Raw genomic sequence first — 22,679 nt, 5'->3', positions numbered from 1 at the left:
TGCGCTGCACAGGGCAGGTGGGCGGCGCGTCAATGGCGCCGTGCGCCACGTGCCAGTGCCCAAAGGCGGTGCTGTGCACATAGCCGGGGCCCCGGGGCGTTGGGTGCCTTTGGCGCGGTTTTCAAATCGGGGTGTCGGAGCATAAGCGAGCAAGTTCGCGCTGCGGTACCCTGGCCTGAAAACCGTGCTAACTGGCTTGGTTGGCGGTCGCAATTTGCAGCAGGCGCGCGCGAAAGCTGGGGACGCCGGACGGGCTGATGCAAGGCCCTACCGCTGCCGGGCGGCCCAGGCGTCCATCCGCTTTTCCAGCACGGCCAGGGGCATCGAGCCGCCGGCCAGAACTTCGTCGTGGAAAGCACGCAGGTCGAATTTGTTGCCCAGCTGCTTTTCGTAGCGGGCGCGCAGCTCACGCAGTTTCAACGCGCCCGTTTTGTAGCTCAGCGCCTGGCCGGGCCACGACATGTAGCGCTCAATCTCGGCCGTGGCGCCCTGCTCGCTGATGGGTTCGTTGGCCATCATGTACTTGATGGCTTCTTCGCGGCTCATGCCTTTGGCGTGCAGGCCCACGTCCACCACCAGCCGGATAGCGCGGTGGATGTCGTCGCCCAAGGCGCCGAGTTTCTGGTACGGATCGGCGTAGAGGCCCAGTTCGGGGCCCAGGCTTTCGCAGTACAGCGCCCATCCTTCGCTGAACGCGCTGTAGCCGCCAAAGCGCCGGAACTGCGGCTGGCTGGTGTTTTCCTGCTGCAAGGAAAGCTGGTAGTGATGGCCGGGAATGGCCTCGTGCAAAAATAGCGACTCCATTCCCGAGGTCGTGTTGAAGGCAGTGGCGTCCAGAATGGGTACGTAGAAAATGCCCGGCCGCGCGCCGTCGGGCGTGCCCCGGTTATACTCGGCCGAGGCCGTAGCCGCCCGAAAGGCTTCGGTCTGCCGAATCTCAAAGGGCGTCTTGGGGGTGCGCCCGAACAGCCTGGGTAAGTTGGGCGTGATACGCGCCTGAATGGCGCGGAAGGCGTTCAGTACGTCGGCCGGCGTTTTGTAGGGCGTGAATTTGGGGTCAGACCCCAGGTAGGCGAAGAAGGCCGCTAAGTCGCCTTGGTAGCCCACCTGGTTTTTTACCGCTTCCATTTCGGTCCGGATGCGCTTCACCTCCGCCAGCCCGGTCTGGTAAATGGCGTCGGGCGTGCGGTCGGTGGTGGTCATCTGGCGCACGCCGTAGCGGTACATTTCGGCTCCGCCGGGCACGGCTCCAATGCCCGCGCTGGTGCGGGCCTGCGGTAGGTAGTCGGTCTGCAGAAAGTCGGCCAGCTTGTGGTAGGCGGGCACCAGCTGGGTCAGAATGGCTTGCCGGTAGGCGGCGGTGAGCCGGGTTTTGTCGGCCTCCGAAAAGCTGGCAGGCAGCTTGTTGATGGGCCCGTAAAACGGGCTTTTAGTGGCATCCTCCGTCACTTGCGCCTGCAACTGCGGCACCATCTTCTGCACCAGCGGCTTGGGCAGCACCACGCCGGCCTGCAGGCCGCGCCGGAAGTTGCCGACGGCCGAGTCGGCCCACACCGGAAACTGGCCCGCCCGCGCCAGCCAGTTGTCGTAGTCCTGCACCGTTTTGAAGGGCTGCGAGCCGGTGCCCGCGCCCAGCTGCACCAGCGTATTGGGCAGGGAATAAAACTGCGCGAAGGGCATCATCCATGAATTCAGCTGCAAGCCATCGAGCCGAATCTGCATGTCGTAGGCAAAGATGTCGTAGCTGACTTGGTCTGCGGGGGAGAGTGCGGCCCGGTCGAATTTGCGCAGCGCCGCGAGGTATTGCTGGTAGAACCGTTGCTGCTGCGCCCGAAACGCCCGGGTCTGGTTGTTGGGCAGTTGGTCGTTGTAGCGGTTATCGCCCTGCGCCGTGGCTTCGAGTGGAAACAGCCTGGCTTGCTCCTGCCAATACGCCGCGAACAGGGCCCCCAGCGGGGCCGAGGCGGCCGGTGGTGCAACAGCTGCGGTATTTTTAGCGGCCGGTTTGGCTTTTTGGGCCAGCGCGGGAGCGGGCAGGCAAGCGCCCAGCAGGGCCCCGGCCGCCAACACGGGCAGTAGTAGTCTTTTCATCAATAGAAGGACTTGAATTTGAGCGCACAAGAACGGTTAAATGCGGCATTATTTAATTAAAAAATAATCGCTCTGCGCACTTAATTGGGCAACAGAAAAGCCCCGGCGACGGGGCTTTTCTGGATTAGCAAAAGGGAAAAGTGGCTACTGCGCGTCGGCCCAGCGGGTCATTTTCTGGTCGAGGATATCGAGCGGCATCACGCCGTCCTTCAGCAGCTCGTCGTGGAAGGCGGCGATGCTGTACTTGTTCTGGTACTGGCCGGCGTAGTGCTCGCGCAGGTGCTCGCTGCCACCGAGCTTTTGCTCGGTCTGGTTGCGCAGTTCCCGGATTTTGAGTTGGCCGATTTTGTAGCTCAGCGCCTGGCCCGGAATGGCCATGTAGCGCTCCACTTCGGCTGTGGCGGCCTCGCGGGTCGTGGCCTCGTTGTCGAGCGAGTATTGAATGGCCTGCTCGCGGGTCAGCTGGCCGGTGTGCATCCCCGTGTCAATCACCAGCCGTATGGCGCGGTGCATCTCCTGGCTCAGGGCCCCCAGGTACTCGTAGGGGTCTTTGTAGAGGCCCAGCTCCTTGCCCAGGCTCTCGGCGTACAGGGCCCAGCCCTCGCCCATTGCCCCGTACCAGGCAAAGCGCCGGAACTTGGGCAGGGCGGTGTTTTCCTGCTGCAACGAAATCTGGTAGTGGTGGCCGGGAATGGCCTCGTGCAGAAACAGCGACTCCATGCCCGGCGTGCGGTACTGGGTGGCGTCCAGAATCGGTATGTAGAAAATGCCCGGCCGCGAGCCGTCGGGCGTGCCCTGGTTGTACTCGGCGGAGGCCGAAGCGGCGCGAAAGGCCTCCGTCTGGCGCACCTCAAACGGCGTTTTGGGCGTGCGGCCGAATAGCTTTTTCAGGTTCGGCTGCATCCGGCCCTGGATGGCGCGGAAGCCGTTGAGCACGTCCTCGGGCGTTTTGTAAGGAAAAAACCGCCGGTCGGTTTTCATATAAGTCAGCAGCGCTTTCAGGTCGCCGTGGAACACGAGCCGGGTGCGTACCTTGTTCATCTCGCTCTTTATGCGCGCCACCTCACGCAGCCCAATGTCATGGATTTCGGCCGGGGTGCGGCTGGTCGTGGTCCAGTTTTTCACCAGGAAATTGTATTGCGCCTGGCCGTTCGGCAGGGCCCCGTGGCCGGTGGTGGCGCGGGCCTTGGGCAGGTATTCTTTGGCCAGGAAGTCGCCCAGCTTTTTGTAGGTCGGCACCAGCTCGGCCAGAATGGCCTTCTGGTACGCGGCCGTCAGGCGGGTTTTGTCGGCGTCGGTAAAGGTGCTGGGCAGCAGCGCAATGGGCCCGTAAAACAGGCTCTTGGTGGCGTCGGTGGTTTCCAGGCTCCGCAGCTGCGGAATCATCTTCGCTACCAGCGTTTTGGGCAGCACCACGCCCGTCTTCATGCCCGCCCGGAAGTTGGCGATGGCCGAGTCGGCCCAGACCGGGAAGCCGTGCACCCGCCCCAGCCAGTTGTCGTAATCCTGCACCGTTTTAAACGGCTGGGCCCCCGTGCCGGCCCCGTACTGGCCCAGGGCCAGCGGCAGGCCCCCAAACTGGTTGAAGGGAATCATCCAACTGTTGGGGAAATCGGCGCCCATGGCCAGGCCCAGCCTGAGGCCGTCGAGGCGGGTCTGCAGGTCGTAGTGCAAAATGTCGTAACTCATCAAGTCGTTGCCGGCCAGTTGCTTGCGGTCGAACTTGCCGAGCCGCCCCAGGTAGCCTTGGTATAAGCCGGCCAGCGAGTCGCGGAAGGCGCGGGTCTGGTCGTTCACCAGGCGGTTGTTGTAGCGGTTGTCGCCCTGGCTGGTGGCCGCCAGCGGAAATAGCGGCGCCTGCCGCTCCCAGTAGCTTTCAAATAGATTCTTGATGTCGCCGGGGGCCGCCGTGGCGTCGGTGGTTTTGGTTTGGTTGCAGGCCGTTAGCGACGCCAGGGCCCCCAGGCCGGTGAGGAGAAATTTACGCATAAAAACAGGTGAGTGAAATGCGGCTGGCCGCCGCGCCCGCAAGCTACGGCCCCGGGGGCCCACGTTTTTCCGCCGGGGCCCCAAAAAAGCCTGCCTGTAGCGTGGACGCTGCGAATCCGCGGCTCTCGCTTCGTCCTGCCAACCACCGGGCCGCGCTACAACTGCACGATTCTCGGCCGCACTATTCCCGCAGCACCAGCACGTCTACGGGCCGCTCGGCTTCTTCGAGCGCTAGGCCCAGGGCCCCCAGGGCGCGTTGCAGGTCGCCGGGCTTTTCGGGCTGAAACTCGAAGTGCAGGTTGTAGCGCGTGGCCAGGCCGGTGGCGTCCAGCACCGGCCGCTTCACCACGCCGAAGCTCTCCAAATAATCGGCTACGGCGGCCAGCGGGGCATCGTCGGCGCTGAACTGGCCGCCCGACATGCCGCCGCCGGTGGCCGTGGCGGGCCGGGCTGGGGCCGGCAGCCGGCGGGCGTTGGCTACCTTTAGTAGGTACACCGGCTTCGTGCGCGGCTCCAGGGCGGCGCGCAGCTCGAAGCGGGCGGCCAGCTCGCGCCGCAGCGTGGGCATTAAGGTTTCTTCCTGGCCGCGGGCCACAATCAGGTCGAGGCAATAGGTGGGCTCCGGGGCCCCCGCGGGCGCTTTGGGGCGCAGGTCGAGGGTGCGGTAGTAGGATAAATTGCCGTAAGCCAAGCGGTAGAGCGTGGCCAGCGGCAGGTTCATCACCACCAAGCGGCGGTTGTGAAAGGCCGACGAGTCCTGCGGGAACGTGCGCATCATGCCGCCCATGCCCTGCATGGTTGGTTGCATAAGAAAGTGCGGCGGCGTGGCGGCGTTGGCGGGGAAATAAGCAGCCATCGGGTTGGGAGTCAGGTCATCCTTCACCAGCGGTAAGCGGACGGGCAGCCCCCGTAGGACACTGTCGATGGTGCCGGCCGTGACGTAGCGCGGGTTGGTGCTGGCCACCACCCGGCCCGCGGCGTCGAGCAGCACCGTGTGGGGCACGATGCGGTACGAAAACAGCCGCTGGAGCGAGTCGGCCGCCGCGCCGGCCACGGTGGCAAACCACAGGTTGGAGGGCCGGGCCGCCAGGTAGCGCGCCACCCGCGCCGGCGTTTCCTGGCTGATGGCCACCACTTGCAGCCGCCCGGCAAACCGCTTTTGCAGCTCCTGCAAGTGCGGCATAGCCGCCACGCACGGCCCGCAGTACGTGCCCCAAAACTCCAGCAGCACCACTTGCCCGCGCAGCGCGGCCAGCGACGCGGTGGGCCGCGGCGCGTTTTGCACGGCGGCGAAGCGCAGCGCGGGCGCCGGGGCCCCAATGGCCACGGGGGCCTGGGCCCGGCCGGGGCGGGGCCCCCACGCGAGGCCCAGGGGGAGGAAGGCAAACAGGAGCTTTTTCATGGGGCGGCGGTTTTTTTGACAAACCTCGCGGCGGGGCGGCGGCCTTTGCGTTAACGCGCCTTAACGAGTGTTAAGAAGTGTTAAAATCCACGGATTTCGCCCAGCGCCGGCCTACTTTCGGGCCCCATGACCCGGCAAATCAAACTTCTAGTGCTGCTGATGGCCGCCTGCACGCTGGCCCTGGCCGGCCTGCAAGCCTACTGGAACTACCAGGCCTACCGCACCGCCACCCGCACCTTCCGGCGCGACGCCAACGAGGCGCTGGCCGAAGCCGCCGGCCAGGAAATCGGGCTGCGTCAGGGGGCCCTGCTGCGCCGCTACCGTACCTGGTTGGCCGACACCAGCGCAATTATTCTGCGAGGCTACGTGGAGCCAGTGTACGGCAGCCCACGTTTTTCCGTGGCCGATAAGCACCCATTTCCAAAGGAAAAGCGGGCCCCGTACGAAATCGGGTTTACCGACTTTTCAGGCCGCCTGGGGCCCCGGCCAGCCCGGCTCGATGCGGCGGCCCGCGCTTTTTTCATCCAGCGCTTCACGGCGGGCCCCGTGGCGGCCGGCGTGCGGGAAGGCACGGCGTTCTTCTACACCAAAAGCCTGGCCGACAAGCTCATCGCAGCCTACGCCGCCGATACCGTGCACCGCCGCCGCCTGGTCCGCCTCTACGCCCAAGCGCTGCGGCGGCGGGAGGTAGCCGCGCCGTTCCGGCTCCGGTTCGACGGCCTGGGGGCCCCGCCGCCGGGGCCCCGGGCTGCCTTCGCTACCGCGGCGGTGCGCGTGGATTTTGCCAAGAAAGTGGCTGGCCAAGTCCGCGCCGAATTTGCCGACCCCAACCGGGCGTACCTGGGCCGCATCAGGTGGGTGCTGCTGGGTTCGGTGGGGCTGATTGGCATTGTGGTGTTTTGCTTCGCCTACACCGTGCGCGCCCTGCTCAGCCAGGAGCGGCTGGCGGCCCTGAAGGACGACTTCGTGAACAACATGACCCACGAGCTGAAAACGCCGGTGGCCACCATCGGCGTGGCGGCCGAGGCGCTGGAGCGGTTTGCGCTGGGCCCCGCGGCCACGGCCGAGTACCTGGGCATCATCCGGCAGCAGGCCGCCCGCCTGGGGGCCCTGGCCGACAAGATTTTGCAGAGCGTGGTGGCCGAGCAGGCCGGCTTGGCCCTGGCCCGCCAGCCCCTGTGCCTGGGGGCCCTGCTGGCGCCCGTGCTGCGCGAGGCCCAGCCCCGGCTGGCGCAGGCCGGCAGCCGCCTGGCCTACGCCGCGCCCGCCGGCCCCGTGCCCATCGTGGGCGACGCCGTGCACCTGACCAACGTGCTGGCCACCCTCTTCGACAACGCGCTGAAGTACGGCCGCCCGGGCGGCGAAATTGCCCTCTGGTGCGGCGCCGAAAACGGCCAGGCCGTGCTGCGAATTACCAACGAGGGCCCCGGCATCCCGGCCCAGTACCAGGCGCGGGTGTTCGAGAAATTCTTCCGCGTGCCCACCGGCAACCGCTACGACGTGCCCGGCTCCGGCCTGGGCCTGCACTACGCCCGCGCCCTGGTGCAGCGCCACGGCGGCACCCTGGCCCTGCACAGCGCGGCCGGCCGCACCACCTTCACCATCCGCCTGCCCCTCGCCGCCCCTTATGATGACGCCGCCCTTGCCCCACCTGCTGCTGCTCGAAGATGAACTGCCCCTGGCCCGCATCGTGCGCGAAAGCCTGGAGCGCCAGGGCTTCCGGGTGACGCACGCGGCCGATGGGGCCCTGGGGCTGGCCGCGTTCCGCCGCGAGCCGTTCGACCTGTGCATTGTGGATATTATGCTGCCACAGCTCGACGGGCTGGCGTTCGTGGCGGAAATCCGGCGCACCAACCAGCAGGTGCCGGTGCTCTTCCTCACGGCCAAGTCGCAGCCCGCCGACGTGGTGCAGGGCTTCGGAGTGGGTGGCAACGACTACCTGCGCAAGCCCTTCAGTCTCGACGAGCTGCTGGTGCGCCTGCGCGAGCTGCTGCGCCGGGCCCCGGCCGCCGCGCCCGCGCTGCCCGCCGCCGTGCCGCTGGGCCGCTACGTGTTCGTGCCCCTGCGCCAGGAGCTGTGGCTGGACGGCCAGCTCAACGCCCGGCTCTCGCACCGCGAAAGCGAGCTGCTGGAGCTGCTCGCCCGCCACCAGCCCCGCCCGCTCGGCCGCAAAGCGGCCCTGCTGCAACTGTGGGGCGATGACTCGTTTTTCCACGCCCGCTCGATGGACGTGTTCATCTCCCGCCTGCGCAAATACCTCCGCCACGACCCCGCCGTGGCCATCCTCAACCTGCGCGGCGTGGGCTACCGGCTGGTAACGTAGCTAAAGTCCGCGCTACAGTTCGCGCTATGGCCCACGAAAAAGCCCGGCGCGGGACCGGGCTTTTTTGCAGATGGGTGACGGGAAGACCTACTTCACTGGCATCAGCAGTTGGGCCAGCTTGGTTTGCAGCTCTTCGCCGCGCAGGTTGGTGGCCACGATTTTGCCGGCGGGGTCGAGCAGGAAGTTTTGGGGGATGCCCAGCACGCTGTACTGTTGGGCCACGGCGTTCTGCCAGAATTTCAGGTCCGACACTTGGTGCCAGACCAGGCCATCGGCGGCAATGGCTTTAACCCAGGCGCCCTGGCCGTTCTCCCGGTCCAGCGACACGCCTAGGATGGTGAAGCCCTTGTCTTTGTAGGTGTTGTAAGCCGCCACTACGTTGGGATTCTCCTGGCGGCAGGGGCCGCACCAGCTGGCCCAGAAGTCAATCAGCACGTACTTGCCACGCAGCGACGAGAGCGTGAGCGGCGTGCCCTCGGGCGTTTTCTGGGTGAAGTCGGGCGCTAGGGCCCCCACGGCTACCGACTGCAACTTGGCGATTTGGGTAGCAATTTTCTGGCCCTCCGGCGTGGCCCGCAGCTTGGGCGAAAGCTTCTCGAAGAGCGCCGCGTACTCAGCCGCCTTGGGGGCGTAGCCTACAGCTTGCTTGACGGCGAACAGGCTGAACCGGTCGTTGGGATGGACCGCTACGAACTCGGCGGCTACCTTCCGTTGGGCCTCGTCGTTGGCGTCGAACTTGGCTTCGAGCGCATCCATAGCGGGCTTGTCCTGCTTGGCGCGGGCGGCCATGTACTGCTGGCCCAGGGCCTTGCCCTGGGCATCCAGCGGCTTCATCTGCTCGCGTAGCTGGTTGGCCAGTGCATTAATGGGCGTGCCCGCGACGACGGCCTTGGTGGCCGAGTCGGGCGTGGCTACTTTGATGGTGCCTTTTTCGAGGTACACGCTGGTCATGTCGCGCGTTTTGGCCAGCGCGGTGCCCTGGTGCGTGAAGGCCAGGTTGGCCGCCACGGGGCCCGGCACGGTGCCCTTAAAAGAGAAGGCGCCGTCTTTTTTCACCCATGCTGAATCTATTACTGCCTTGCCGTCGATGGAATATCTCAAGTAGGCTTTGCTATTAGCCCTGGCGTTGGCGACTTTGCCGTTCAATACGAAGGTTTCGGCCTGGGCCTGGGCCAGTAGGGGCAGGGCCCCCAGGGCCGCGGCGAAGAGAAGTTTCATGAGGAAAGGGTTTTGGTGCAAACTAAAAACGGTCATGCTGAGCGCAGTCGAAGCATCTCTCCCGCGCAAGTAATCAAGGGCTACCGCGGCGGGAGAGATGCTTCGACTGCGCTCAGCATGACCGTTTTTATTAGTTGAACAGCGGCTAAGATAAAGCATAAGAGCGCGTTAGCAAAAAACCGCGCCGGGGCCCTACTTCTGGGCGGCGGCCCAGGCGTCCATTTTCTTCTCGAGCACGGCCAGCGGCATCGAGCCGTCTTTCAGAATTTCGTCGTGGAAGGCGCTGAGCGAGAACTTGGGGCCCAGCTGCTGCTCGTACCGGGTGCGCAGCTCCCTGATTTTCAGGGCCCCAATCTTGTAGCCCAGCGCCTGCCCGGGGATGGCCATGTAGCGCTCCACGGCCGAGGTGGCGTCCTGGGTGCTCAGGGGCAGGTTGTCGAGCATGTAGGCGATGGCTTGCTCGCGGGTCATGTTGCGGCTGTGCAGGCCGGTGTCCACCACCAGGCGCACGGCGCGCAGCATCTCGTCGCCCAGGGCCCCGGCGTACTGGTAGGGGTCGGTGTAGAGGCCCAGCTCCTTGCCCAGGCTTTCACAGTACAGGGCCCAGCCCTCCACGTAGGCGTTCTGGCCGCCGAAGCGCCGGAACTTGGGCAGGCTGGTGTTTTCCTGCTGCAGCGAAATCTGGTAGTGGTGCCCGGGGATGGCCTCGTGCAGAAACAGCGACTCCATGCCCGAGGTGGTCGTGAACTTGGTGGCGTCCAGAATGGGCACGTAGAAAATGCCCGGCCGCGAGCCATCCGGGGCCCCCTGGTTGTACTCGGCCGAGGCCGAGGCGGCGCGGAAGGCCTCGGTTTGGCGGATTTCAAACGGCGTTTTGGGCACGTGGCCGAACATCTTGGCCAGGTTCGGGGCCATGCGCTGGTGGATGGCTTCGAAGGCGGCCAGAATCTGGGCCGGCGTCTTGTAGGGCCGGAAGCGCTTGTCGGTTTTCAGGTACTCGAAAAATGCCCGCAAGTCGCCCTTGAAGCCCACGCTGGCCTTCACGCGCTCCATCTCGGCGCGGATGCGCTTCACCTCGCCCAGGCCCACCTGGTAGATCTCGGCTGGCGTTAGGTCGGTGGTCGTCGAGTTGGCCACCAGATACTTGTACATTTCCGGGCCGCCGGGTAGGGCCCCCAGGCCGCTGCTGGCGCGGGCGCGGGGCAGGTACTCGGTTTGCAGGAAGTCGCCCAGCTTCTGGTACGTCGGCACCAGCTCGGTGCTGATGGCCTTCTTGTAGTCGGCCGTCAGCCGGGCCTTGTCGGCGGCCGAGAAGCTGGCGGGAAACTTGTTGATGGGGCCGTAGAAGAGGCTTTTGGCGGGGTCGGCCACCACCAGGGCCCGCATCTGGGGCACCATCTGCGTCACCAGGGCCCGGGGCAGCACCACGCCGGCCCGCACGCCGGTGCGGAAGTTGGCGATGGCCGTGTCGGCCCACACCGCGAAGCCCCGCACGCGGCCCAGCCAGTTGTCGTAATCTTTCACCGTTTTGAAGGGCTGAATTCCTTCGCCCGAGCCCATCTGGCCCATCGTGAGGGGCAGGGCGTAGAACTGGTTGAAGGGCATCATCCAGGTATTCAGCTGCAAGCCGGCCAGGTTCTGCTGCATCTGGTACCGGAAAATGTCGTAGCTGAGCTGGTCGTTGGGCCCCAGCTCCGCGCGGTCGAAGCGCTCCAGCCGCGTCAAATACGTTTGGTAAAACGTGCGCAGCGAGTCGCGGTAGGCGCGGGTGCCGTCGTTGGGCAGCTGGTCGTTGAAGCGGTTGTCGCCCTGGCTGGTGGCCGAAAGCGGGTCGAGGCGCGACTGCTTTTCCCAATACGTGTCGAACAGGGCCCCCAGGGCCTGGGGATCGGCGGAGGGGTGGTCTGTCCGGCCCGTCCAACTGGTGTCGGACTTGTTCCGTTGGTTGCAGGCGGTGGCCAGGGCGGCGGCGGCCAGCCCGGCGAGGAGGAGTTTTTTCATAAACAGCGAAGCGAATGCGGCCACCAAACTACGGCCCCGGCCGGGCACGCCGCGTGAAGACCGGCGCGGCCGCCGCCCAGCTAATCAACTTTGGGGCTTCCCCCAAGTTGTTAAAGCGGTTTCGAAGTTAGTGGAGGTAGGGGCGGGGCTTGCCCCCGCCCGTCGTTGAACGAAAGCCGACGGAACCGTTCAACGACGGGCGGGGGCAAGCCCCGCATTCTACTTCGTGAGCAGTACAACTGCGAAACCGCTCTAAGCCAACCAACTGCGAGAGATTACCTCCGCCGGCTCGGTTGCGCTGCCCCGGCTGCCCAAAGCGCCCACCGGCCTCGACGGCCTCGACGAAATTACTGGGGGCGGCTTGCCCGCTGGGCCGGCCCACGCTGGTACCGCGGCAGCAGCACGCTGCTGACGGGCACGGCTGGCACCGCCAAAACCACGCTGGCGGCGTCCTTCGTGCTGGCCGCCTGCCGGCGCGGCGAGCGGTGCATCTTACTTCGCCTGCGAAGAATCGCCGGCCCGGTTCGTGCGCAATATGCAGTCGGTGGGCCTGGACTTGCAGCCCTTCCTCGACCAGGATTTGCTGTGCATCGACGCCCCGTGCCTCACCCTCAACAGCTTGGAGCGCTACCTCGTGACGCTGCACCGCCTCGTGAGCGAGTCTCAGCCCCACACCTCATCGACCTCATCAGCAACCTGGTGTCGGTGGGCAGCATCAGCGAGGTTCGCAGCATGCTCATCCGCCTGATTGACTACTTGAGTGCGCGGTATCACAGCCTTGTTCACGGCCCTGGTAAGCGGGCGCGACGGGCGGCTGGACATGACCGGGGAAGGCGTGTCGTCGCTGGTCGATACCTGGATTTCGGTGCGCGACCTCGAAGGCATCGGCGAGCGCAACCGCGGCCTGAGCATCCTCAAGGCCCGCGGCCTGGCCCACTCCAACCAGGTGCGCGAGTTCGTGGTGACCCCGCAGGGCGTGGAGCTGCTCGATGTGGTGGTGGGCCCCACGGGCATTATTACCGGGGCGGGCCGCCTGGCCCAGCGCGCCCAGGCCCTGGCCGCCGCCGCCGCCGAGCAGCACGCGCTGAACCGCAGCGGCCGCGAGCTGGAACGCAAGCGCCGGGTGCTGGAGGCCACCATCGGTACCTGCGCACCGAGTTCGAATCGGGGGAGGAAGCGCTGCGCCAGGCGCGGGCCGCTCAGGAAAGGGCCCCGGCCGAGGGCGATGATGCAACCAGTAATGAAACAGCCCCGGGGCCCCAACGTTCGGCTTAGCATTCCCGTATAGTCGAGCGAATATGGAAATGAGGGAAGGTTTGGACGTTGCGTCACCCGCGAGCGGCTACAAATGGGAATTGCGCCTGTACATAGCCGACCAGACCGCGAAGTCGGTGGCCGCACTGGCCAACCTGCGCGGCTACTGCGAAGAGTACATGGCCAGCAGCTACTCGCTGGAGGTGAATGACTTACTGCTGCATCCGCAGCTGGCCGAGGGCGACCAGGTTCTGGCCATCCCGACGCTGGTGCACAAGGTGCCCGCGCCGCTGCGCCGCCTCATCGGCGACTTCTCGAACGAGAAGCGCGTGCTGGTGGGGCTCGACATCCGCCCGCGGGGGGGGCAATAGGCCGTGGAACCAACCGCCGCCCCGCCCGCCGACTACGCCTTCGACCTGTACGTGACCGGCGCTACGCCAAACTCGACGCGCGCCGTGCGCAACATCAAGGAAATCTGCGAGCAACACCTGGCCGGCCGCTACGCGCTGCGCATTATTGACCTCTACCAGGAGCCTCAGTTGATTCAGCAAGAGCAAATTATCGCTGCTCCCACGCTGGTGCGGGTGCGTCCGTTGCCCCAGCGGCGGCTCGTGGGCGACCTTTCCGATCGGGCCGCGGTGCTGGCCGCCCTGGGCCTGCCCACCGCGCCCCCCGCCGCATGATGCTGCCGCCCATCCCGCCCGATGCCGCCGCCCTGGCCCTCGAAAACGAGGAGCTGCGCCACCGCCTGCGTGAAGCCGAGGAGCTGATTGCCGCCGTGCGCACCGGCGCCGTTGACGCGTTGGCCATCCAGGGCCCCGAGGGGCCCCGCATCTTCACCCTGCAAAGCGCCGACCAGGGCTACCGCGCCCTCATCGAGCAGATGAACGAGGGGGCCCTGCTGCTGAGCCCCGAGGGCACGGTGCTGTACTGCAACGCGGCCCTGGCCAGGCTGCTGGGCCGCGCGCCGGCCGCCCTGCTGGGCGACGCCTTCGCCGCCAGCGTGCCGGCCGACTTCCAGGACTACTGGGCCGGGCTGGTGGCACGGGGCTGGGCCGACAAGGCGCGCGGCGAGCTGCCCCTGCGGGGCCCGGAGGGGGCCCTGCGGCCCTGCGCCGTGTCGATGAACGGGCTGGCTTTCGACGGGGCCCAGGCGCTGGCGGTGCTGGTAACCGACGTGTCGGCGGCGCAGGAAATCGACGGCATCCGGGCCTTGGTGGTGGAGCAGAACGCGCTGATTGAGCGCGCCCACGACGAAGTGCTGCGCCAGCAAGCCGCCCGCCAGGCCGTGGAGCTGGTGGCCACCGAGGTAGGCCGCGTGCTGGAAGGCATCCCCCAGATTGCCTGGACTTCGGACTCCGCGGGCGTCACGTCCTACCTTAACCGCCGCTGGTTCGACTTTGCCGGCGAGGGGCCCGCGGCCGAGCCCGGACCCATCACCGGCCGCCTCCACCCCGCCGATTTTGTGGCTACCATGGCGCGCTGGCGCCACTGCTTGGCTACCGGCAAGCCGCTGGACGTGGAGTGCCGCCTCCGCAACCAAGCGGGTGGCTACCGCTGGATGCTGGGCCGGGCCCTGCCCTCGCGCGACGAGGCCGGCAACATCCGGGAGTGGATCGGCACCTTCACCGACATCCGCGAGCAGAAGCTGGCCCTGGAGCGCGTGGCCCAGGCCCAGGCCCAGCTGCGCGCCAACAATGAGCAGCTCACCCGCGTGAATGAGGACCTCGACAACTTCGTGTACACCGCCTCGCACGACCTCAAGGGACCCATCACCAACATCGAGGGCCTGCTCCAGGCCCTGGTGGCCGAGCTGCCGCCCGCCAGCCGCGACGCCGCCCAGGTGCCGGCTATCCTCGATATGATGCAGGACTCGGTGGACCGCTTCCGGCGCACCATCGAGCACCTCACGGCCGTGATTGAGGTGCAAAAAGCAGATCCTCTAGCCCCTGCCCCGGCCGATATACTGGCCGTTATCGCCGACGTGCGCCTCGACCTGGCCCCCGAGCTGCGGGCCGCCGCTGGCCGCCTGGAGGTGGACGCCGACGACTGCGAGCCGCTGCCCTTCGCCGAGAAAAACCTGCGCAGTGTGGTGTACAATCTGCTCAGCAACGCCATCAAGTACCGCGACCCCGCCCGCCCGCTGCACGTGCACCTCGGCTGCCACACGGTGGGCGGCGAAGTGGTGCTGACGGTGCGCGACAACGGCCTGGGCCTGGACCTGGCCGACGAAGACCGGTTGTTTGCCATGTTCCAGCGCCTGCACGACCACGTGGAGGGCTCCGGCATTGGCCTGTATATGGTGAAGAAGCTGGTGGAAAACGCCGGCGGCCGCATTGCGGTGCAAAGCCAAGTGGGCGTAGGCTCTACCTTTACCGTGTACTTCCGCCGCTAAGCCCCGCGGGCTGGCCGGGGTTTTGGCGCTTGCCGCGGTGGGCCCGGGGTCCCGGCGGCCCGCTCCCCGGGGCGTAGCTTCGGCTTTGATCCGTAACGCTTTACCCGATCTGCCCTTGTCTTCCTCGCTTGCCCAACGCCTGCTGCTGCTGCTGCTGCTGCTGCTGGCGGCCCCGCTGCTGGCCCCCGCCCAGCGCCGCGCCGTCCGGCCCATGCACCGCGTCACCCGCCCCAAAACCATTGCCCGGGGCCCCAAAGTGCCGGCCGCCGTCGCGCCCGCCTTTACGCAGTACCTGCACTCGCCCTGGGTCGATTCGCTGATGCGTGCGCTCACGCCCGACCAGCGGGTGGCGCAGCTGTTTATGGTGGCCGCGTACTCGAACCGCCAGCGCATCGACGAAGATTCGGTATCGGCGCTGGTGCAGCAGTACGGCGTTGGGGGGCTGATTTTTTTCCAGGGGGGCCCCGTGCGGCAGTCCAAGCTCCTGAACCGCTACCAGGCCCAGGCCCGGGTGCCGCTGCTGGTGGCCCTGGACGGCGAGTGGGGCGCGGGGATGCGGCTGGATAGCATCGAGAAATTCCCGTACCAGATGAGCCTGGGCGCGGTAGCCGGCGCCGACACGGCCCTGCTCTACGGCATGGGCGCGGAGGTGGCCCGGCAGTTCCGGCGCCTGGGCATACACGTCAATTTCGCCCCGGTGGTCGATGTGAACAACAACGCCGCCAACCCCGTCATCGGCTTCCGCAGCTGGGGCGAAAACCCGGCCGCCGTGGCCCGCGCCAGCCGCCAGTACATGCGCGGCCTGCAGGACGCGGGCGTGCTGGCCGTGGCTAAGCACTTCCCCGGCCACGGCGACGTGGACGTGGACTCGCACCTGGCCCTGCCCACGGTGCGCGTGGACCGCCGCCGGCTGGATTCGCTGGAGCTGCCGCCCTTCCGCAACCTGATTGCCAATGGCTTGGGCGGCGTGATGGTGGCCCACCTCAACGTGCCGGCCCTCGACAGCACAGGCACGCCCACCACGCTCTCGCGCCCGGTCATCACGGGCATGTTGCGCGGCCAGCTGGGCTTTAATGGCCTTATTTTCACCGATGCCATGAACATGAAGGGCGTCACGAGCCGCTACCCGCCCGGCGAGGCCGACGTGCGGGCCCTGCAAGCCGGCAACGACATCCTGGAGTTCAGCCGCAACGTGCCGCTGGCCCTGCAAATGGTGCGCGCCGCCGTGGACAGCGGCCGCATTTCGCAGAAGGAAATTGACCAGCACTGCCGCCGCGTGCTGGCCCTCAAGCAGTGGGCTGGCCTGCGCCACTACCAGCCCGTGGCCCTCCAAAACCTGGTGGCCGACCTCAACCCGCCGCACGCCCGCTACCTCAGCCACCGCCTCACCGAGCTGAGCCTCACGCTGCTGCGCAACCAGAAGAGCCTGCTGCCCCTGCGCCGCCTCGACACGCTACGGGTGGCCACGCTAGTGCTCGGCGGGGCCCTGCGTGACACCACGGCTTTCCAAAAAGCGGTGGCCGACTACGTGCCCACCGCCCACTTCCACGCCGCCGCCAACCCCACGCTCGACGAGCTGGTGCGCCTGCGCGAAGCCCTGAAACCCTACAACCTGGTGCTGGTAAGCCTGCAAAGCCTGGGCCGCCTGCCGGCCACCAACTTCGGCATCACGCCCGAAGCCAACGTGCTGCTACGCGAGCTGGCCGGCCAGCAGCAAACGCTGGTGCTCAGTGTGTTCGGTTCGGCCTACGCCGTGGCCAAGGTGCGCGACCTCGACCGCGCCGCCGCCGTGGTGCTGGCCTACCAGGAAAGCCCCGACGCCCAGAGCCTGGCCGCCCAGCTCATCTTTGGCGGCGTGGGGGCCCAGGGCACGCTGCCCGTCACGGTGGCCAACAACCTGCCGCGTGGCTTCGGCCTGAAAACCGAAGGCGGCCTGCGCCTGCGCTACGCCAACCCCGAAGACGTGGGCCTCGACGGCCGCCTCGAAGCGCGCGTGGACAGCCTCGTGGGCCGGGCCCTGGCGGTGCAGGCTGTGCCCGGCTGCCAGGTGGTGGTGGCCCGCAACGGCACCGTGGTGCTGCGCAAAAGCTATGGCAACCAGACCTACGCCGGAGAAATAATTGTGGAAAATGAGTGGAATGCGAGAAATGGGAAGAATAAATTAATGGATAAAAACGCATCTTCTGCATTTTCACATTCAAGCACATCTTCCACATTGACCAAGCCCCGCCTGGTGGCCGACGACGACCTCTACGACCTGGCCTCGCTCACGAAATTGCTGGCCGCCACGCCGGCGCTGTTGCGGTTGCAGCAGGAAGGCAAGTTCAGCCCCGACAGCACGTTGGGTAACTACTTCCCGTTCCTGCGCGGCACCAACAAGGCTAATTTGAACATGCGCGAGGTGCTGGCCCACCAGGCCCGCCTCAAGGCCTGGATTCCGTTCTGGAAGGAGCTGACTAACCGCCGGGGGGGCCTGCGCCGCCGCTACTTCCGCGCCGATTCGTCGGCCCGGTTCCCGCTGCTGGTGGCCCGGGGCCTGTGGGGTAGCCGCAAGCTGCCGGCGCGCATCAATAAGGAAATCGGGGCCTCGCCGCTCAATACAAAGCCCGGCTACGTGTACTCCGATTTGTCGTTCATGCTGTACCCGCAGCTGGTGCGGGCGCGGTCGGGGCTGGCCTTCGAGGACTTCTTGCGGCGCGACGTGTACCGGCCGCTGGGGGCCACCACGCTGGGCTTCCGGCCAGCGCGGCGCTTTCCGCTGGCCCGCATCGTGCCCACCGAGTACGATTCCACCTTCCGCCGGCAGCTGCTGCACGGCACCGTCCACGACGAGGGCGCGGCCCTGCTGGGCGGCTTCTCGGGCCACGCCGGCCTGTTCGGCAACGCCAACGACGTGGCCAAGCTCGTGCAGACCTACGCCTGGGGCGGCCACTACGGCGGCCAGCAGCTCTTCGATAAAAAGATCCTGGCCGACTGGACGAGCTGCCAGTTTTGCCCCGACAACCGCCGGGGCCTGGCCTTCGACCGGCCCGCGGCCGACCCCGGCGTGAACTTCGCCAAAAGCTCGACGCCGGCCGCCTACGGCCACACCGGCTTCACGGGCACCGCCTTCTACGTCGAGCCCCAATACGGCCTCGTGGTCGTCTTCCTCGCCAACCGCGTGCACCCCACCCGGCGCAACGGCAAACTCTCGGAGCTGGGCGTGCGTACCGGCCTCATGCAAGTGGTCATCGAGAGCGTACTAAACCCGTAGGGCCCCGGCAGCCAATACTCTATTGCCAGTTTACTAGGCGCTATGCTCGTCACAAAGTAGGGTGCGGGGCTTGTCCCCGCTCGTCGTTGAACGAAAGCCGACTGAACCGTTCAATGACGGGCGGGGACAAGCCCCGCACCCTACTTCGTTTTCGCATTCCACTTCGTGAGCAGTATACCTATCATTTGAGCCCCGCCCCGCCATTCTGCCCATGCTTAGCTCCGACCATTTACTGACCGCCTTGTTCATCGTGGTTGCTGGGGTGGGGCTGGCCGCTACGCTGGTAGCCAACCCGCCGGCCCGCGCCGACAGTGCCCTTTTTCGCCGCTGGACGCAGGGCCTGCCCGCCGCCGTGGTGGCCCAGGTTACGCCCGAAGTCTGGAAAAAGCTGGTGCGCACCTACTTCGCCGTGGTTGTGCCGTCGCTGTCCATCTGCGCGGCGGCGGTGCTGGTGGGGCCCCAGCGGCTTGCCTTTTCCGTTACCACTCTCTCCAGTTTAGCGGTGCAGGTAGCCGCGTGCTTTTTCATCCGGCGCTACTTGCTGCGCCAGGCGCTGCCGGCGTAAGCGCCTGGGGCCCTACGGGGGCCCGCTACCCGGTCTGCATTAAGAGTGGGCTGAACCCGTAGGGCCCCGGCCGCCAATACTTTATTGCCGATTTGTTGGGCGTTACTTACATTTGAGCCCCACTTAATCCCTGCTGTTCCGCTCATGCTTGCCGCTGCCGAAACTTCCGCTTTTGCCCTGGCCGTAATCGGAACCGGGGTCGTACTCTCCGCCGTAATGCTTGCTAACCCGCCGGCCCGCGCCGACAGTGCCCTGTTCCGCCGCTGTACGCAGGGCCTGCCGGCGGGCGTGGCGGCCAGTGTATCGGGAGCAGCTTGGCGGCGGCTGGAGCGCACGTATTATGCCTGTGCAATGGGGACCCTGATAGCGCTGGGCGTGCTGGTGCACTGGGTGTTGCCAGCCAACCGAGCGTTGCCAGCCATTACGCTCTTGTGCTTGGCCACGGTATCCGGGGCACGCTTTTTCATCCGGCGCTACTTGCTGCGCCAGGCGTTGCTGGCATAAGTGGCCCGGGGCCCCAACGGGCTCCGCGCTACCCGATTTGCTGCCCGGCGCGCAGCCAGGCCACGGCGTTGGCTTCGGTGATGGTTTGGTTCAGGCGGAAGGGCCGGCGTAGCCTTGCCGGGCCTCGGTTTCCGTCACGGGCCGCAGCCAGCGGCCTACCAGGATGTCGTAGTGGGGTTGGTAGCTGATTTCTAGGAAATCGGCCGAAGGATAGGGGGCTGCATTGATAAAAACGGTGGGCTAGCGGTGGGCCGGGGCCCCCGCTTCAACGAAAGGCCCGGAACAAGGTTGGCGAGGGGCCCCAAACGCGCGCCGCTTGCTACCTTACGGACCTGGTTCCATTCCCACCCCGCCCCCTATGTTAGGACTGATGATGGCCGAGCCGCTGCGCGTGGCCGGCATACTCGAACACGCCGCCAAGTGGCACGCCGACACCGAAATCGTGTCGCGCCTGCCCGAGGGCGGTATTCACCGCTACACCTACGCCGCCGCGCACCGCCGCGCCAAGCAGCTGGCCAAGGCCCTGTTGCGCCTGGGCGTGGCCCCCGGCGACCGGGTAGGCACCCTGGCCTGGAATACCCATCGCCACTTCGAGCTGTATTACGGCGTGGCCGGCATCGGGGCGGTGTGCCACACCGTCAACCCGCGCCTGTTTCCCGAGCAGCTGGTGTACATCATCAACCATGCCGAGGACCGGCTGCTGTTCTTCGACCTCACCTTTCTGCCCCTCGTGGAGCGCCTGGCCCCCATCTGCCCCAAGGTGGAGAAATGGGTGCTGCTGGCGGGCCCCGAGCACCTGCCGGCCCATTCTTCCCTGCCCGGCCTGTGCAGCTACGAAGACCTGCTATCGGCCGAGCGGGCCGACTACGAGTGGCCGATGTTCGACGAAAACACGGCCTGCTCGCTGTGCTACACCTCCGGCACCACCGACCAGCCCAAGGGTGTGCTCTACTCGCACCGCTCCACGGTGCTGCACGCGCTGGGGGCCTGCCTGCCCGATTCGCTCGGCTGCTCGGCCCTCGACGTCATCATGCCCGTGGTGCCCATGTTCCACGTGAACGCCTGGGGCCTGCCCTACGCCGCGCCCATCGTGGGGGCTAAGCTGGTGCTGCCCGGCGCGGGCATGGACAGCGCCAGTCTCTACGAACTATTTGAGAGTGAAGGCGTAACGTTTTCGGCCGGGGTGCCCACCATCTGGCTGGCGCTGCTGCAATTCATGCGCGAGGGCCCGCGGCAGTTCTCCACCCTGCGGCGCACGGTGGTGGGCGGCAGCTCGTGCCCGCCGGCCCTAATAACGGCCTTCGAGGACGAGTTGAGCGTGACCATCACCCACGCCTGGGGCATGACCGAAACCAGCCCCCTGGGCACCGGGTCTTCCCTCACTGCCAAGCACAACGGCCTCAGCCCCGCCGAAACCCTGGCCGTGCGCGCCAAGCAGGGCCGCGTGGTATTCGGGGTGGACCTGAAAATCGTGGACGACGAAGGCATCTCCCTGCCGCACAACGGCATTGCTTTCGGCGACTTGCTGGTGCGGGGGCCCTGGGTGGTGCGCGACTACTTCGGCAGCGGCACGCCCGGCGAGCTGACGGCCGACGGCTGGTTCCGCACCGGCGATGTGGCCACCATCGACCCCGACGGCTATATGCAAATCACCGACCGCTCGAAGGACGTCATCAAGTCGGGCGGCGAGTGGATTTCCAGCATCGACCTCGAAAACCTGGCCATCTCGCACCCCGCCGTGGCCGAGGCCGCCGTTATCGGCGTGCCCAGCGCCCGCTGGGCCGAGCGGCCCCTGCTCATCGTGGTGCGCCGCCCGGGCCACGAAGTGTCGGCCGAGGAGCTACTGGCGTTCTTCAAAGGCAAGGTAGCCCGCTTCTGCGAGCCCGATGCTGTGGAATTCGTGGACCAGCTGCCCCATACTGCCACCGGCAAGCTCCTCAAAACCCAGCTCCGCAAAGACTTCGCGGGCTACGAAGTGGCGTAGAAACTCGCTGGTCTACAGCGTATCGCAGTAGGCCAGCAGCCGCACCACGTCGGCCTCCCGGCTTAGCTCTAGCTGGTGCTGGCGGGCGTAGGCAGCCAGGGCGGGGGTGCGTCCGGGCCCCAGGGCCCCCAGCAGCAACCCGGCGCGGAGCTTCACGGGCAGGATGCGGTTGTCGGGCGTTTTCACAAAGTATTCCAGCACATCGGCCCGGTTTGAGAAATTCGTCCGCTGGCAGAGCAGGGCCGTGCGCCCAGCATCGTAGTGCACCTCAAAAAAAGCCGTGCGCAGGGCCGGCTTGGCTACCCGCGCCTGGAGGTAGCGTCGGTACACAACCCGCAGGTTCTGCGCCGAATCACCTACCGTGAATTCGCGCAGCGTATCCATGTTCACCACGTGCTCGACGGTCAGCTCGCCAGTAGTTGTGCGGGAAATGAGTTGGCGGTCCATCAGGTTATACTTCACCCAAGCGCGCCGCGGGGCCCCATCGTACGAGCGCAGCACGCCCTGCGTCCAATAGGAGAAGAGGTAGGTGGTGCCGCCGCCCAGCATTTTGGCGGGTTGGTTGCCGGGCGGAGCAGTATTTTCCGAGCCCGCGTTAGTGTCCAGTGCCCTGTTGAGCTGCGGTTGGGGCCTCTCCACACTCCGAAGGCCGTGGTTGAAGTCCGCCGCTGTTTGCGCGCGGGCCCCGGCCAGGGGGCTGCTTAAGAGGGCCAACAGGGGGAGGATGCGGCGCATGTGGAAAGGCGGAAAGTAGTAGCGGCTAAGCAAGATGCAACCCTAACCGCTATCCTGCGGCGCAACGTGAAGTCGTGGCCATCGCACCGCCCAAGTTTGGGCCTCCGCACCCAGGCTACCGGCCCAGTTCCTCGGCCCGGTCGCGCGCGGCCCCGGCCCCGGCCATTAGGCCCTCGCGCACCTGCCCGGCCCCGAAGGCACGCATGGCCGCCTCGGTGGTGCCACCCTTGGAAGAAACCTTGGCAATCCAATCGGCGCAGCTCAGGCCGGCTTGCGAGTAGAGCTCCACGGCGCCGCGGAAGGTTTGGCTGACCAGCAGCTCGGCTTCGGCGGGGGCGAAGCCCATTTGGGCGGCGGCCGCCATCAGGGCCTCCATGCAGTAGTACACGTAGGCCGGGCCGCTGCCCGAGATGGCCGTACTGGCGTCGATGGCCGCCTCGTTTTCCACGTAAATGGTTTTGCCCGTGGTGCTTAGCAGGTTTTGCACCTGCACCAGCTCGGCGCGGCTCACCTCGTCGGTGCTGGTGAAGGCCGTCATGCCCATCCCGATTTGGGCGGGCAGGTTGGGCATGGCCCGGATGATTTTGGGCGTGCCCAGCGCTTGGCGCAGCGTGGCCACCGTGACGCCCGCCATGATGCTGAGCACCACTTGCCCGGGCTGCACCAGCCCCGCCAGCCGCGCAAACAGGGCCCCCGAGTCCTGCGGCTTCACGGCCAGGATGATGATGCTGGCGCCGGGCACGCACTCCTCGGGCGTGCCCCACACCGTGCCGATTTCGTGGGCCGCCAGGGCCCCCACGCGCTCGGGCGAGCGGGCCAGCAGCCGCAAATCGAGCCGCGAGGTGATGTGGGCGCGTACGAAGCTGCGGGCGTAGGTCAGGCCCATATTGCCGCCGCCGATGATGAGGATTTTCAAGCTGCTGGTAAAAAATAGGTGGGGGAGAGTTTAGTTGCCCAGGGGCTTG

General features: G+C 66.6%; 19 protein-coding genes. 11 read left to right on the top strand and 8 right to left on the bottom strand.

Annotated features, from left to right (window positions below; genetic code table 11):
* Nucleotides 1-267 precede the first annotated feature (267 nt).
* The 3 genes from DDQ68_RS10050 to DDQ68_RS10040 all read right to left on the bottom strand — a co-directional run bounded on the left by DDQ68_RS10050 (nucleotide 268) and on the right by DDQ68_RS10040 (nucleotide 5,482).
* The gene (locus DDQ68_RS10050; RefSeq protein ID WP_109656173.1) at nucleotides 268-2,091 is read right to left on the bottom strand and encodes a DUF885 domain-containing protein; all 1,824 of its coding nucleotides are present in this window, start codon (nucleotides 2,089-2,091) and stop codon (nucleotides 268-270) included.
* A 144-nt stretch (nucleotides 2,092-2,235) separates the two neighbouring features.
* Entirely contained in the window at nucleotides 2,236-4,080 is a 1,845-nt protein-coding gene (locus DDQ68_RS10045; RefSeq protein WP_109656172.1) for a DUF885 domain-containing protein, read from the bottom strand.
* Between the two features lie 181 nt (nucleotides 4,081-4,261).
* A complete protein-coding gene (locus DDQ68_RS10040) occupies nucleotides 4,262-5,482 on the bottom strand; it encodes a TIGR03435 family protein (protein WP_109656171.1) in 1,221 nt (406 codons plus the stop codon).
* 126 nt (nucleotides 5,483-5,608) lie between these two features.
* Here DDQ68_RS10040 and DDQ68_RS10035 point away from each other — a divergent pair, with 126 nt between their 5' ends.
* Both DDQ68_RS10035 and DDQ68_RS10030 read left to right on the top strand, forming a co-directional pair.
* Entirely contained in the window at nucleotides 5,609-7,153 is a 1,545-nt protein-coding gene (locus DDQ68_RS10035) for a sensor histidine kinase (protein ID WP_109656170.1), read from the top strand.
* Nucleotides 7,110-7,805 (top strand): response regulator transcription factor, encoded by a 696-nt coding sequence (locus DDQ68_RS10030; protein ID WP_245897399.1) that lies wholly within the window; start codon nucleotides 7,110-7,112, stop codon nucleotides 7,803-7,805. The genes DDQ68_RS10035 and DDQ68_RS10030 overlap by 44 nt, the downstream gene beginning before the upstream one ends.
* Nucleotides 7,806-7,892: 87 nt before the next feature.
* On the opposite strand, the gene DDQ68_RS10025 is transcribed toward DDQ68_RS10030, so the two are convergent.
* From DDQ68_RS10025 to DDQ68_RS22795, 3 genes are all read right to left on the bottom strand, one after another.
* The gene (locus DDQ68_RS10025) at nucleotides 7,893-9,023 is read right to left on the bottom strand and encodes a TlpA disulfide reductase family protein (RefSeq protein ID WP_162550008.1); all 1,131 of its coding nucleotides are present in this window, start codon (nucleotides 9,021-9,023) and stop codon (nucleotides 7,893-7,895) included.
* Between the two features lie 192 nt (nucleotides 9,024-9,215).
* Complete coding sequence (locus DDQ68_RS10020; protein WP_109656168.1) at nucleotides 9,216-11,024, bottom strand: DUF885 domain-containing protein; 1,809 nt, start codon at nucleotides 11,022-11,024, stop codon at nucleotides 9,216-9,218.
* Between the two features lie 347 nt (nucleotides 11,025-11,371).
* Nucleotides 11,372-11,515 (bottom strand): hypothetical protein, encoded by a 144-nt coding sequence (locus DDQ68_RS22795; RefSeq protein ID WP_162550007.1) that lies wholly within the window; start codon nucleotides 11,513-11,515, stop codon nucleotides 11,372-11,374.
* 35 nt (nucleotides 11,516-11,550) lie between these two features.
* Here DDQ68_RS22795 and DDQ68_RS10015 point away from each other — a divergent pair, with 35 nt between their 5' ends.
* The 9 genes from DDQ68_RS10015 to DDQ68_RS09975 all read left to right on the top strand — a co-directional run bounded on the left by DDQ68_RS10015 (nucleotide 11,551) and on the right by DDQ68_RS09975 (nucleotide 20,979).
* Nucleotides 11,551-11,772: a hypothetical protein gene (locus tag DDQ68_RS10015; protein ID WP_109656167.1), complete on the top strand. Its 222-nt coding sequence runs from the start codon at nucleotides 11,551-11,553 to the stop codon at nucleotides 11,770-11,772.
* A gap of 12 nt (nucleotides 11,773-11,784) precedes the next feature.
* The gene (locus DDQ68_RS10010) at nucleotides 11,785-12,312 is read left to right on the top strand and encodes an ATPase domain-containing protein (protein ID WP_162550006.1); all 528 of its coding nucleotides are present in this window, start codon (nucleotides 11,785-11,787) and stop codon (nucleotides 12,310-12,312) included.
* A gap of 67 nt (nucleotides 12,313-12,379) precedes the next feature.
* Entirely contained in the window at nucleotides 12,380-12,649 is a 270-nt protein-coding gene (locus DDQ68_RS10005; RefSeq protein ID WP_245897398.1) for a circadian clock KaiB family protein, read from the top strand.
* Between the two features lie 3 nt (nucleotides 12,650-12,652).
* Nucleotides 12,653-12,961, top strand: coding sequence for a circadian clock KaiB family protein (locus DDQ68_RS10000; RefSeq protein ID WP_109656164.1), 309 nt, complete (start codon nucleotides 12,653-12,655; stop codon nucleotides 12,959-12,961).
* On the top strand, nucleotides 12,958-14,673 hold the full coding sequence (locus DDQ68_RS09995; protein ID WP_109656163.1) for an ATP-binding protein: 1,716 nt from the start codon (nucleotides 12,958-12,960) through the stop codon (nucleotides 14,671-14,673). The genes DDQ68_RS10000 and DDQ68_RS09995 overlap by 4 nt, the downstream gene beginning before the upstream one ends.
* 115 nt (nucleotides 14,674-14,788) lie before the next feature.
* Nucleotides 14,789-17,926: a serine hydrolase domain-containing protein gene (locus DDQ68_RS09990; RefSeq protein WP_245897397.1), complete on the top strand. Its 3,138-nt coding sequence runs from the start codon at nucleotides 14,789-14,791 to the stop codon at nucleotides 17,924-17,926.
* A gap of 211 nt (nucleotides 17,927-18,137) precedes the next feature.
* A complete protein-coding gene (locus DDQ68_RS09985; RefSeq protein WP_109656162.1) occupies nucleotides 18,138-18,491 on the top strand; it encodes a hypothetical protein in 354 nt (117 codons plus the stop codon).
* Nucleotides 18,492-18,707: 216 nt separating this feature from the next.
* Nucleotides 18,708-18,995, top strand: coding sequence for a hypothetical protein (locus DDQ68_RS09980; protein ID WP_162550005.1), 288 nt, complete (start codon nucleotides 18,708-18,710; stop codon nucleotides 18,993-18,995).
* A gap of 358 nt (nucleotides 18,996-19,353) precedes the next feature.
* Nucleotides 19,354-20,979, top strand: a complete 1,626-nt coding sequence (locus DDQ68_RS09975) for a 3-(methylthio)propionyl-CoA ligase (RefSeq protein ID WP_211320261.1) — start codon at nucleotides 19,354-19,356, stop codon at nucleotides 20,977-20,979.
* A 12-nt stretch (nucleotides 20,980-20,991) separates the two neighbouring features.
* Here DDQ68_RS09975 and DDQ68_RS09970 read toward each other — a convergent pair whose 3' ends face one another.
* Nucleotides 20,992-21,714 (bottom strand): hypothetical protein, encoded by a 723-nt coding sequence (locus DDQ68_RS09970; protein WP_109656159.1) that lies wholly within the window; start codon nucleotides 21,712-21,714, stop codon nucleotides 20,992-20,994.
* 115 nt (nucleotides 21,715-21,829) lie between these two features.
* Nucleotides 21,830-22,630 (bottom strand): pyrroline-5-carboxylate reductase, encoded by an 801-nt coding sequence (gene proC, locus DDQ68_RS09965; protein ID WP_109656158.1) that lies wholly within the window; start codon nucleotides 22,628-22,630, stop codon nucleotides 21,830-21,832.
* Between the last annotated feature and the right edge of the window lie 49 nt (nucleotides 22,631-22,679).

This window comes from Hymenobacter nivis, from assembly GCF_003149515.1.
GTDB lineage: Bacteria > Bacteroidota > Bacteroidia > Cytophagales > Hymenobacteraceae > Hymenobacter > Hymenobacter nivis.
Note: the sequence above shows the minus strand (reverse complement) of the source record. Positions and strands in the feature narration are given on the sequence as shown.